The organism is Verrucomicrobiota bacterium (assembly GCA_037139415.1).
Classification (GTDB): domain Bacteria; phylum Verrucomicrobiota; class Verrucomicrobiia; order Limisphaerales; family Fontisphaeraceae; genus JBAXGN01.
Window position 1 is genome coordinate 1 of sequence record JBAXGN010000213.1, and the last position, 12766, is coordinate 12766.

Annotated in this window: 6 protein-coding genes; all 6 read right to left on the minus strand. The window is 60.0% G+C overall.

Going from position 1 to position 12766, the window contains the following annotated elements; genetic code table 11:
• Nucleotides 1-147: 147 nt before the first annotated feature.
• The gene (locus WCO56_25595; protein MEI7732972.1) at nucleotides 148-8418 is read right to left on the minus strand and encodes a hypothetical protein; all 8271 of its coding nucleotides are present in this window, start codon (nucleotides 8416-8418) and stop codon (nucleotides 148-150) included.
• Between the two features lie 299 nt (nucleotides 8419-8717).
• Nucleotides 8718-9905 carry a nucleotidyltransferase family protein gene (locus tag WCO56_25600; GenBank protein ID MEI7732973.1) on the minus strand — a complete coding sequence of 396 codons (1188 nt, stop codon included), beginning with the start codon at nucleotides 9903-9905 and terminating at the stop codon, nucleotides 8718-8720.
• Between the two features lie 157 nt (nucleotides 9906-10062).
• Entirely contained in the window at nucleotides 10063-10512 is a 450-nt protein-coding gene (locus tag WCO56_25605; protein MEI7732974.1) for a 4Fe-4S binding protein, read from the minus strand.
• Nucleotides 10513-10714: 202 nt separating this feature from the next.
• On the minus strand, nucleotides 10715-11233 hold the full coding sequence (locus WCO56_25610) for a hypothetical protein (protein MEI7732975.1): 519 nt from the start codon (nucleotides 11231-11233) through the stop codon (nucleotides 10715-10717).
• Between the two features lie 368 nt (nucleotides 11234-11601).
• A complete protein-coding gene (locus WCO56_25615; GenBank protein ID MEI7732976.1) occupies nucleotides 11602-11949 on the minus strand; it encodes a DUF5615 family PIN-like protein in 348 nt (115 codons plus the stop codon).
• A complete protein-coding gene (locus WCO56_25620; protein ID MEI7732977.1) occupies nucleotides 11949-12260 on the minus strand; it encodes a DUF433 domain-containing protein in 312 nt (103 codons plus the stop codon). Before WCO56_25620 ends, WCO56_25615 begins: the two co-directional genes overlap by 1 nt.
• Nucleotides 12261-12766 lie beyond the last annotated feature (506 nt).

The window sequence follows — 12766 nt, forward strand, 5'->3', positions numbered from 1 at the left end:
AGATGCCGGTGCTACGGAGCGCGGACCTCCGGTCCGCGTGGATTTTGATGGGCTTCAAACGCTCGAAGCGTGGTTTGATTAAACGGAGCGGCACCCACATCCCTCGCCGGCAGGATGCCGGCGCTCCCAGGGATAATTGGGATTCGGTCATTGGGCCACGATCTTGTAAAACGCGGGGCAGCCGTCCATCGGCACTGTGTAACTGTTCTGCGGCAGCGTCGCCGGTAACTGAGTCGCCACCGGCAGGAACGGCCCGGTCAGATTACTACTTCGAAGGATGGAATACACCTCGTTCGTGCGGCTGAGCCAACGCAACGCCAAGCTGCCGTTCTCCAAGGTGAGCGGCGAGGTTAATCGCAACTCCTGCGCCGTGCGGGCAAACGGGCCGTACTCCACCGATCCCCCCGTGGTTTCCACCTCCACCAACTTGTACGTATAGGTCTCACCGGCTTGGGCGCCCGTGTCCACCACTTCATAGGTCGCGCCAATACCCCCGAGCAACTGGCCTTTGGAAGGAGTGAACCCGCCGACCGGTGTCAACGCCCCAGTACCGTCCAAGCGATACAGCCGGAAACCCAGCGTGTCCACTTCCGACGCCGTCTGCCAGCGCACCACCACCTGCCCTTGGCTCGTGCCCACCTGGAAATCATACAGCACCACCCGCGTCGTGTTGGGGGTCCCGACAATAAAGTCGCCAAAGCCAGTAATCCCGGTGGCCGCCGTGCTCGTACTGGTCCGCGTACCGGGCACCGCCCCGGTCCACCCCGCCGAGTAGCGTTTTGCCAGAAACTTGGTGGTATCGGCCCCGCCGACCACGTCGCCAGCCACAAAGTTAAACGTCGCGTCATAGGTACTGACCGCCAACCCGCCGCCCGCGCTCAGGGTCCAGTACCGCTTCACACTCTGGCTGGCAAGTTTGGACCCTTTGGCGGTGAATCCCGGATACGCACCCGGTGTCGTGTTGGCAGTAATATCGCCCGGCGTCGTCACGGTCAGATTCGCCAGCGCGACCGGCGTATAATTGGCCGCGTCGCCAACCGGGAAGGTGAACGACTGGCCCGAACCAAGGTTGAAGTCCTTCTGCACAGTACCGACCACATAGACACCAGAACCGCCCCCGGAAACCGAACCATCCGGGCCGAGGATTAGCTTGCTGGCACCCGTCGCCAGCTTGCCCGCCGTGAGGGTGAGGGTGCCATTGACCGTCAGACTGCCGCCAAGCGTGAGTCCCGCGCTGTTGTTGATCGTCAGATGATTAACCGCCGCCGGCAAGCCGTTGCCAGGCACTTGGGCGGCGGCACCGTTATAGGTGTAATTGGCATCGGTGGGAAACCCGCGAGTCGTGGTCTGGATGTTGCCACTGGCACCAGACGAGGTGATACCATCGGCGGAGCCAATGCCCAGCGTGCCGCCGGAGCCCAACGTGAACGCCGCGCCGGTAATCGTATAGGTCCCGCAGTTCAACCTTCCCTCGCTGCCCACAGAGGCAGTGCCGGGGACCACAAGGTTGCCGCCGAGCGTGAGGGCTCCGCTGCCAGTCGAGGTGACCGTGAAGTTACCGCCAACAGCGGCGGGGTAGCCACCCAACACGATGTTTCCAGTCTGGCCGGGACAGTTCCAGGTGAAATGGTAAAAGCTCTGAGCCCGCCCGCCTGGCAGAGTCGTATTGCTGGTGTAGCCGGCGATTTCGCAAATCGAGCCCGCGCGCCATTCGGCGGTCGGGATCGTGCCTGGCGTCGTGGTGAACAGGTGCCGGTACGTGGCACCGCTGAAAAACCGCAACAAGCCGGTCGCAGTGATGGTGTCGGAGTTCACCAAGGCGCCGGCATTAAACACGACGAGCTGGCTGCCGCTGTTAATGACCACCACGCCGTTATTGACCAGCGAGCCATAGAGTTCCAAGCCCGGCACGCTATCGCTCCGCACCGTCAAGGTCACTCCTGGGTTGACGGTGAGCTGTCCGCCGCGCTCGACATAAACCTGATCCACCGCCACATCCGCCGTGACGGTGACGGTATGGTTGGATTGGACGGTGACCACGCCCATCGTATAATCAGGCGCATTGAGGGCGTTGTCCCAGGAGGCACCATTGTTGGTCTGCCAGGTGCTGGCATCACTCCAACTGCCGCTGCCCAGAGTGCGATACGCGCCCGTGGTTAGCACGATATCAATGGCCGCCGAAGTGCCCGTCTTGCTGTTATTGGTGTCAGTAACGGTGATGGTCACACCGGTTTCCACCGTCTTGTCCTTGGTCGGGATACTGGCGACGCCGTTGATATTCGTGGCGATGATTTCGTCGGGCTCCGTAGGCTCAAACGTCCCCTGCGCGCAACCATCCCAAGTCATATTGGTCGAACTGCTGGTGAACGTGACGAGGTTGCCGCTCGTGTTGGTGACGGTATTGTTGTTCGCGTCCTGCGCCGTGGCGTAGGTGGTGAACGGGACGCCGGCGGAGAAAGGCGGCGCGGAGAACGTGACAGCATAGTGGTGGAGTACACCCGGATTGACCGCAAAGGGATCGCTCACGCCGCTCTTGAGCGTTCCGGCATGGTCGGCAACGGTAATGGTGACTCCCGCCCCAGCCTTGGTCAGCGTCACGCTCTGGCCCGAGAGCACACCCGCCGTGAACGCGCCCGACTGCGCCGGGGTGACCGTGCCGCCAGCGCCATCGCCCGTCTCGGTCAAATCCACCGTGCCGGTGAACGTGGGTACCGTGTTATTATTCACATCCTGCGCGGTGATGGTGGTGATCGTGAAGGGCGTTCCCGCCGTCTGCGGGCCGGGCGTGGACACGGCAAAATGATCGAGGGAACGGTTGCCGACGTTCAGCTTGCCCGTCCCTTGAAAGTATGTGTTCGACTTGTTATCCGCCGCCGAACTGGTCGAGCCCCAGGTGCCCGCCAACTGGAGCGCGCCGCCGAGCGTGAGTGAGCCGACGGCGCTGTAACTGCCGCTGGCGTAGGTCAGGTTAAACTTGGCGCTGCCGGCAATATCCACGTTGCCGTTGATGGTGGCGGGCGTGGCGAGGGTCTTGTTCCCGCTGCCGCTCAATTTGAGGTTGGCATAGGTCAGCGCCGCAACGGTTTGCGCCGCGCCGCTGTAATGGATCGTGCTGCCGGCATTGAGATTGACGCCGCTGGTGAACGTTGGGAAGGCATTGCCGCCGCCCAGCATCAGGGTGGCGTTCGCGCCCACGGTCAACCCGCCAAAATTTACCGCGTCCTCGCTGACCGTATATGCCCCGGTGTCGAGCGTGCCGCTGGCAATGGTAAGCGTGGACACGCTGTTGACACTCACGCCGAGCGTGACAGTGGCGGAACTTTTGGCGATGACAAGCGAGTCAATGGGAGTCGGCGTGGTGGTGCCGGTGAGGGCGGAAGGCGAACTTCCCGTGAAATTCAGGTTGACCCCGGGGGCATCAAACGCGCCGTTATTGGCGAAGTTACCGGTCACCGTGATGTCCACCAGGTTGGTGAGGCTGCCGCTAACCTGTAAATTATTGAATACGGTCGAACCAACACCGCTAATTTCACTGGTGCCATTAAACACCACCTGGCTCGCGCCGCCATCAAAGATCCCGTTATTGCCGAGGCTCCCGGCCAGCGAATGGGTAAACCCACTGCCCGCATGGAAGGCGGACCCGCCATCCACCTGCAAGTCGCCCGCCAACGTCCAGTTGGAAACCGGCGTGAGGCCGGCGGCATGGGTGTTCGCGATATGAACGGAACCGAGGGCCAGCGCGCCGCTACTGAGCGTGATGTGTTTGGCACCGCTGAAGACCACCGTCCCGGAGCTGGCAAAGCCGCTGCCCAGAGTCAACGTGGTGTCGCTGGTGGGACTGAAGTTCAACGTGCCACTGCTGGTCAGGGTGCCCAGGTTGGTGACGGTCCCATAGAACAGATGGGTGAACCCGCCACCATTAAAGCTGGCCCCGGAACCGACGGTGAACCCGTAGTAAACCGTCCACCCAACGCTGGCGGTCACGCCGCCGGTGTTGTGGATGTTCACATTCGCAAACAACGGGGAGGCCGACGAATTCAGCACCGGCGGGACCGTCCCGTTAAAGTTGACAATGCCGGAAGAGACGGAGTTGATGGGGGTGAGCAACTGGATGGTCTGAAGGCGCGTGCCGGTGAACGTGGTGGTGCCCGCGCTCGACATGCTCCCGCTGTTGAACAAATCCCCGTCAATCGTGTGGGTGCCGGTACCAGCGGCGTAGCTCCCCGTGATGGTAGCGTTACCCTGAATGGTAATGTCGCAATTGGCCACGGTGTAACTGCCGGGCACCGTCAGGTTTTTGAAGGTCGTGGCCCCCGTCACGGTCTGGTTCGTCCCATTCAGAATCACCGTGCCGATGCCGGCGGTGAACGCGCCCAGGTTGTTCCAATTGCCCAGCAGGGTCAGGGAATGGGAACTGGCCGCGAGCGTAGCATTGGTGATGAGCAGATCGCCCGCCACAGTGATGGGGCCCGCCAGCGTCTTGGGGGTGCTGCTGCCATTGGTCACAATCAGTTGGCCGTAGGTCGCCGCCGCAATCGTCTGGCTCCCAGCCCCGTAGTATTCCACCGTGGAAGCACGGTCGAGCGTGAGGGTGGCGAAATTCGTGGGGAAACTGCCCGCCGTCCGCAACCGCGCCCCGGCCGCGACCGAAAGCGCCACCCCGCTGGAAGCGGAGTCAATGGCATAGCTGGAAAGATCCAGCGTGCCCGCAAAAACGTCCGCGTCGGCGGCGACGCTGAGGTTACCGGCCAAGGTGGCCGTGCCGGACGGCTTGTTGATATCAAAATCGTGGAAGGCACCGGCGTTGATAGTCTGCGCGCCCGCGCCATTGAAAACCACCTCGCCACCGCTGCTGATGTCGAGCGTGCCACTACAAATCCAATCGCCACCCACTGACAGGGACATGCCGCCCAAGTCCAGGATGGCCCCGGCGCCGATGGTCACAGTACCCGCCACCGGCAGCGCCGCATTGAGCCGGAGGCGTCCGCCCGTGGCCACCGCCAGATTGCCATAGACAGTCGCCGCGGACGCAAGTGTGGCAATGCCCGCGCTTTTATTGACCGCAAGCTGATGGTAGGCCACGCCGGCGACGGTCTGCGCTCCGCTGCCAAGGTAATTGACCGTGCCGGTGCCCGCCGTGAACGTGCCACTGGTCTGAAGGAAACTGCCCGCCAAATTCAACGTGCCCGCGCCAGTGAAGGTGAGGTTGGCGCCGCCGGATTGGACCAGATCATTCGTCACGTTCACCGTACCGGAACTGAGATTGAGATTGATCGCGTGTCCGCTGGTACCGTCGCTCAACGCCAGATCCCCGTTCACGCTCAGGGTCTGCGTGCCGACCTGGATGGTGTGGGTGACGTTGTTCGTCCAACTGCCAGCCACATTGCCAACGGTCGCCAACGAACCACCGGTGCCCAGGGTCAACGTGATCGCCTGCGCGCTGCCAAACGAAATGCCTTTAACCTCGGCCGCCGAGGTGATGGTGGGCTGGTAAGTGACGTTGGTGGTGCCCAGTTCCACAATATTGTTGGTGGTGGGAGGCCGGCTCGGGCTGCCGGACACGATCGTCCAATTTCCCGCCGTTTCCCAGGCCGTGCTGACCGCGCCATTCCAGCGCACAATCCCGTTGTCGGTGGCCATGGTCCAATGCCCGGCGAGGTCGGTGAGAGCCGCTTTTTCCACCCATTGGTCCGTGGTGCTGTTGCCCGTCTTGCCGGACAAGGCCCATGTGCTGCCGCCGTGGTTCCACAATTGCATGGTCGTGGCATCGTTCCCATTCAGCTCCGAGTTCTGATAATACGCGCGGAACGTGGCGCTGTAAGCGCCGCTCGCGGCCAGGCTCACGGTGTATTGCCGGTTGATGGCGGCTCCGGCCGGGAAATCACCGATGGTTCCAAGCGCCGTGACGATGGTCACGGAACTGACACTCGTCAACGAGGCGAAGGTGATGGTGGTAAACGGACCTTCAAACGCGTAGGGAACACCAGCCGTGAACGCGTGCTGCCGGGTGATGGTTCCGAGCACATGGCCGCTGCCGGTGCGCGTGGTGGTGAGGGTCAGAGTGTTGGGGCCGGTGTTCAGCGTGCCGCTCGCCATGTCCAGCGTGGCGACGCTCACCGTGTTCGAGAGGTTGACCAACAGACTGGAAGCCTCTTTGTTCACGCGCAACTGGTTGAACGCCGTCGCGCCGACAATGGTGGAATCGGCCGGACCGACCAGCTCGACCGTGCTGTTACCGGCATTAAAGGTGCCGTAATTCAGCCAGTGATGGCGCACATAATTTGTGTAGGCACCCGCCCCACCGCTGAACACCGCGCCGGAATCAATCGTGAAATCGCTCCAGACGGTGAGATTGCCACCGGCGGTCTTGGTGCCGCCGGCAGCGATTTCCAGACTGTCGTAGGTGATGGGAAGCACCGTCTGGCTGTTGGCGCTGTTATAGACAATCGTATTCGGTCGTTGGTTGGTGACATCGAAGGCGCCAGCGCTCAACGTCGTGTTTCCCGCCAAACGCAGGACGGCATTCGCCCCCATCTGCAAAAGCGTGCCGTTCAATCGGGTATCAAACAGATTGGCCGTGCCGTTCAAGACGGTGGTCCCGGTGAAAGTGATCAATCCGGCGGTGGCGGAGAGACTGCCAGCCACACTCAAGTTCCCGGACAGGGAAAAACTACTGGCGGTGGTGACGCTGCCCGGAACATTCAGGCCACTGAACGCCATGGTGCCTGATCCAGAAATGGTCTTCCCCGTACCGCTAAAAGTAATGGTTCCGCCGCTGGCTGTCAGTGAACCGTTCACCGTCAGATTCTCCGCGACCGTGAAGGAAGCAGCGGAGCTGATGGTGCCGGAAATGGTGAGCTTGTTGAAAGCGATGCCGGTGCCGCTGATGGACTTGCTGGCGCCACTCATCGTCACTACGCCGACGCCACCCGGCGTGTGGGTAAACGTGCCGGCACCGGTAGTGCTGAAATTGCCGGCCACGCTGAGGCTCGTGCTGGCATCGGCGGTAATGCCGGAGCGGGCCATGACGAGGTCGGTGAAATTGTTCACGCCACCGCCGGAGAGGCTCCCGTTCACGCCGTTCATGGTGATCGTGCTCGAAGCGCCGGTGAACGTCCCATTGTTGGTCCAGTTACCGCCAATGGAATGGGAAAAGGCGCCGCCATTGAAGGTCGTCCCGCCGCCAAGGGAGACATTTCCATTCACCGTCAAGGCCGCCCCCGCGGTGAACGCCACGGACGCCCCCGGCACATTGGTGACGCTCAGCCAGTTGCCCGCGATCGTGAAGGCGACTCCCGGCATCGTCTTGGTGGCCGCACCGCTGCTACTCAGGATCAGATGGCCGTACGTTTCCGCCGTGACGGTCTGGTTGGTGCCGTTGTACTCGACCGTACTCGTGGAAGCGAGAGCGTGCGTGGCATAATTGGCCGGAAACGTACCCGTGCCGCCGATTTTCAAGGCCGCCCCCGCCGCCACACTGACCGTTCCGCCCGCCACGGTCGTACCGCGACTGGCGGTGAACGTGGCGAGGTCCAGTGTACCAGCGGCGATATCCAGATTCCCGGCCGTGGCGGACGAAGAAACGAGCGCAGGCAAATTCGCAATAAGCGTTTTAACGCCACTGCCGCTGATGCGCAGGGTGGAATAGGTGAGGTTGGTCACAGTCTGGTTGCCGCTGGCGGCGTAATCCACCGTGCTGCCCGCGCTCAACGTCTTGGTGCCGCTGAGCGAGTAGTTGCCGGTGAACGCGGAGGCGCGAACCAATAGCTTTCCACCGTTAGCCACGGACAAGGTGCCAGCGCCGGACACGCCCCACCCGGCACCGGCACCGGGATCCAGGGTGCCACTGAGCGACAAGGTGTTGGTCACGCTGATGTTGCCAGCGAGCGTGGTGGTACTGCTGGCGTTGATGACCAACCTGCGGAAACCGGTGGGCACACTGCCGGCAAGGGTCTGCGATGTGCCACTAAAGGTCACCGTGCTACTCGAGCTGGAGCCCACATAAATCCCGGAATTCGACCAATTCCCAGTGAGGCTGATCACCCGGGTAGTCGATGTTGACGTATGCGAAATTCGGCCGTTGGCTCCGATGGTAATATTCCCGGAAACCGTCAATCCCCTGGAAATCGTGAGCGTGGAGGCTATTGTACCCGTGCCCAACGTGAGGGATCGGCAAACGGAGGTTGCGCTGATGTTGGGTTGGTTGGGCCCAGTAAAATTGGCGTCGCCGATGATGGCATCCAGACTGGCGGTGGGTACTCCCGCCGTCCAGTTGGCGGCGGTTGCCCACGCGGTGCTGCTCGTGCCTTTCCATGAGGTTTGGGCATGGCCGAGCGAAGCCATTAACAACCACGACCACACCACGAGCCGCAGCGTTTGCGCAGCCGGGCTTCCAAATCGAATAGCTTTTGTTTTCATGATAGTACCCTTCTGCAACTCAATAATACTGTGATCGCCTCGAAAATGCCGCTTCAATTAAATGAGCGAATCATCCGGAACAAAACGCACCGTTGAATCAGGCATAAGAATACCAAAATCCGGGAGCCAAGTCCATTATTTTCGGCACTTGCATGCGGGGCCGCGCGGAGGACCTGGGAGCGCCGGCATCTTGCCGGCTAGTTTTCCTGACAGGCTTTAGACGCACGAAGCGTGGTTTGATTAACCGGAGCTTTTCCCGCGTCCCTCGCCGGCAGGATGCCGGCGCTCCCAGGGGGATGCTAACCGATTCGCCGGCCATATTTGATCGCCAGACGAAGGGGGCGGAGGACATAGTAGAGCGGCCAGAGCGGCCGCGGCAGTCGAATCCAGTTCCGCTCGTGGATGCAAGGGTGACTGAGGGATTGTAGCCGGCGCAACCAAGCAACGATTCCCGGTTGGAGCAGCCAAGGAAGGGCGAATGACGGGGCGTGGAACGTACCCCGGCGGAGGTTGTCGCGCAAACCACGCGTCGCCAGCCGGGCCAGCCGGTGAATGTGCCGATCCGTCCCCATCAATGACCCGACCGGTCCCGGGATGGCCTCGCCGAAGTATTCCCGCACCAAAAGGACGGAGACCCCCAAGGCGGCGGTTTGCTGGGTGCGCCGGGCCTCGGCGGCCACGCGCGCCCAATCGTCCGGGGCCAACCGCCGGGCCGCCGCGTGGAAATCGCACAAGTGCCGCAGGACATTCCATCCGTGGGCCGCCGCATGCCGGGCCTGAAACAGGAGCGTCTCGACCGGGGACATGACTGGCAGTGACACCCCTTCCGCCTCGGCCTTGTGGCAGCGGCTCCAGAATGACTCCGCGACCTCGGCCACACCTAGGTCCTCATGCCCGAGTGACCAATGCAATTCGACCGTCAAGCGGTCCCGCTGGCGGAAGAAGCTTTGGTGATACCCGAAATCGAGCAGGAAATAATCCGCTTCCTCGGGGGTTAGATGCGGGTAAGGCCGCGTAAAGCCGGCGGCCAGCAGCGTGGCGGTCGCCTGGCCGAGCTGCCCGGGCGGCACCAGCAGGTCGAGATCATTGCTGGCGCGCGCGTCCAGTCCCCCGTACCCGGTGATAGCCAGTCCCGGACCTTTCAGGCAAACCACTGGAATACCGGCCGCTTGAAACAGGTTGAGCATGGCTTCCAACCCCCGCAGCAGTTGCAGATTGCGGGCCAGCGTCCGGTGCAGCCACCCGCGCAACACCTGCTGTTCCCGCGCGGGAACAAGGTTCGCCGCGCACGCGAGGAGGGTGCGCGCCGCCAAGGGATGCACCCCATGCGCATGGGCAGTCGTGAGAAAACGGTCCCAATCCACCCCTTCCGAAATGGTTCGGGCCAACCGCGCCGCCGCCCCGGCGTCGGGATACGCTTGGGCGGCCAGCAACAGCAACCTCCCTTCGGGCGGGAGAAGCGCGTCATCCGTTGGCTCCGCAGTCATAATCTGAGTGTGCGCAAAACGGGTCTTTGAAGCGAGCTTTTTTGTGGCGGGACCTGCGAAAAGCTCCCGTTAAAAACTTGAGCCGGAACCGCCACCGCCATCGCTCGTTGCCGCTTGTTCCGAGTTCAAACGCATCGGCAACTGATTTCCCGCTCATTCAACTGCCATTGGGCCGATTCAGCCAGATCAGGTACGCGTCGTAGTTCCAAGCCAGCGTCAGTGCCAGCAAGACCAACAGGGCGGCCGCCAAATCCCGTTTTCCGAAGGAGTCGGATTCGCCATGGGAGCGCGCGAATTCGAGCAGCGCGCCGGTGGGGCAGCCGTATTTGCAGTAGGGTTGCGGCAGGATCAAGGAGGCAAGTAACCCACCGAGTGCCAAAGTGATGGTGGACCAGCCCGCCCCGCAGAACAGGAAGGCGTCAAACAGTTCCAAGTCGGCGAGATCCATGGGCAGTTGCAGCATCACCGTACAGATCACCACCACCAGCAGCAGCCACGGCACGAGCCGCAGCCGTTGATCCAGCCAGGCAGGCAGCGTCACGCGCCAACGCTTCCGCCCGAAACGCCCCGCCCATGGCGGTGATGTCTGCCAGCGGAGTCCCACCATTCTGCAATTTTTCGTATTGGCTTTGATCCGTGCTATCCACATTAATGTGGTGAAACATGGAAAAACGATAGGCGGGTAAAAAATCACCGCCAGAAGATAGAAGCTGGGAGTCAGGAGCTAGAAAGGGCTAGAAAAAGTACTTCAAAAGTAGTCCAAAACTACACCGACTTAAGCGATGCACGGGTGTAGCTTAAGGAGATGCTTAATTCATAAACTCTTGTGAAACAGGAGGTTGTTTAATTTGCGCCGCCTGACGGCGGCGGCTACGGCAGGGATGAGTGGTGTAGTTTTGGAAATTGTGATGTTTTTGTGATGAAATAGATTTTTCGCACCAAATTGTGATAAAAATGTGATAAATTGAATTTTTTATCACAATTCTTTGACCGCCGACTTTTGCAGAAAAATGGACTGGCAGAAAAATCCGAAACCAGAACATGGCAAAAAGATGATGAACAGAAGGTAGAGGCTGGGAGTTTGGAGCTGGAATCCGCAGAAGCCCGCCAATGACGCCAATTGACGCGAATAACGAACAAATCCGAAGACCGAAAACCGAGATCCGAAAGAAATCCGAATGCCGAACCCAGAGCAGGAAACTTTTGCAGAAAAATCTATTGGCAAAAAATGGCAGGTAAAAGATTGCCGAGCAGAAGATAGAAGCTGGGATTCCGGAGAAGACCGCAGCCCGCGAAGCACGCCAATTGACGCGAAAGGGGATCGCCATTTCGGGGTTCGAAATTCGGGCTTCGGACTTATGTTTATGTCATTCATGGGCGTCAGAATACCATGGGGCTCAGAAAGGTGGTTCCCTCCGGGAGGGAAATTCGGAGGGAGCCAGTGAACAGTGATCAGTCATCAGTCATCAGAAAGCCGAGTCAGTTTCACAACCATCTTGTCATCGCCTCACTGAACAGGGTGCGCTAGATCAACACGTTGCGTTGACGATCAAAGCTATTGCAGCCCGTTTGCACCTGGGCAGGTGGAAAAGCGCCCCGACGCGACTGCAACAAAGAAAGCGAAAGGAAAAATCAGATAAAACTGTGCCGCTGTCATAGTTTTGACCCCTTTTCTGACCCTTTTTCGCGCAAACAATTAGAGTGGAATCTGGATCACCATGCTTTGCCATTCCCTCAGATCAGTGGCTTGGGCGATCAGTTCCAGATCGCGCACGTAATCTCCGATGGTGCCGCGCAGTTGGTGTCCAAAAACCAAGCCAGTAAAAGGCTTTCCTGCTGCCTGCCAACGCTCAGCCAACGCTTTAAAGCGAATGTCTTGGGTGAACAGCACACGGCTGGCTTGCGTGGCAACTTGTAGAAGGTCGGCGTCGGAAAGCTGTTCGGTGCCTTCTTCAATCGCATGCAGAACATTCACACACCGTCGCCGCAGTTGAGCGGTGATAGCCATGGGCACATGAACATCCAAGTAAAGTGCAACGGGCATTAGCGTTGACGAAGTTGACGAAGTCTGAGGGCAAAGGGAATTGGCGATGCCTGAGCGGACTTTTCGGCGGTTTCCAATTCCATGGCAATTTCGGCATCCACTGTGGCTTGGTGGTCAAAATAGTAACCTAGCGCGGCGTGCGCTTCCGCCAAAGCAAGCGCGGGGTGCTGACGCACGATTTCTTCCGCTGACCAGCCGTGGGCCAAGTGGTCCATGACGATTTGTGCCACGCGCAGGCGGGGATGCCGTTCCAAGCGCGCAGGCTCGCCGGGTAATTTCGTAATGTGCGGGTATAACAAATCAACAGTCATAACTGAAGCATGGCATTGAAATGAGGTGAAGTCAACGGAAATGGCCTCTTCGTGCTTTTGCTTTGCTTGGTTCCTCGCTGTTTTCAGTGGAATATAGGGCCAGCCGTAGTCAAAGTGGATTTTCCTGGAAATTGTTTGACGAAACCCGATGGCGGCCGCTAAACACCAACGGTGTTTCGACCTCCAGCCCAGGTAGGTTCGCGTCCCCGATACCCCAGCGCGAACCAACCTTATTCCAAATCGCTATCAAGATGAGACTAATTCGCTGGTCTTTTGAGCTGCTGGCTTCGTTGCTCGCTCGTTACAGACCGCTACGGGTATGCGCCTCGCTCGCGTCTCGCCAGCCGTCCAAAATCCTGCGCGCCTTAGTCTCATCTTGAAAGCTCATTGGAATTATATGTTCCCCGCGATGAACTGAGTCATTGTTTTAGTCTGACCCGGTTTTGGGACGGCAAAGACAAGTGATCAGTGACCAGTGACCAGTAATCAGTAAAAAGGAATGGGAC

What these genes read in the sequence shown, in the direction of transcription:
- WCO56_25595 (MEI7732972.1), bottom strand. Translation starts at nt 8,418, where the DNA reads ATGAAAACAAAAGCTATTCGATTTGGAAGCCCGGCTGCGCAAACGCTG.
- WCO56_25610 (MEI7732975.1), bottom strand. Translation starts at nt 11,233, where the DNA reads ATGGCGATCCCCTTTCGCGTCAATTGGCGTGCTTCGCGGGCTGCGGTC.
- WCO56_25600 (MEI7732973.1), bottom strand. Translation starts at nt 9,905, where the DNA reads ATGACTGCGGAGCCAACGGATGACGCGCTTCTCCCGCCCGAAGGGAGG.
- WCO56_25620 (MEI7732977.1), bottom strand. Translation starts at nt 12,260, where the DNA reads ATGACTGTTGATTTGTTATACCCGCACATTACGAAATTACCCGGCGAG.
- WCO56_25615 (MEI7732976.1), bottom strand. Translation starts at nt 11,949, where the DNA reads ATGCCCGTTGCACTTTACTTGGATGTTCATGTGCCCATGGCTATCACC.
- WCO56_25605 (MEI7732974.1), bottom strand. Translation starts at nt 10,512, where the DNA reads ATGGTGGGACTCCGCTGGCAGACATCACCGCCATGGGCGGGGCGTTTC.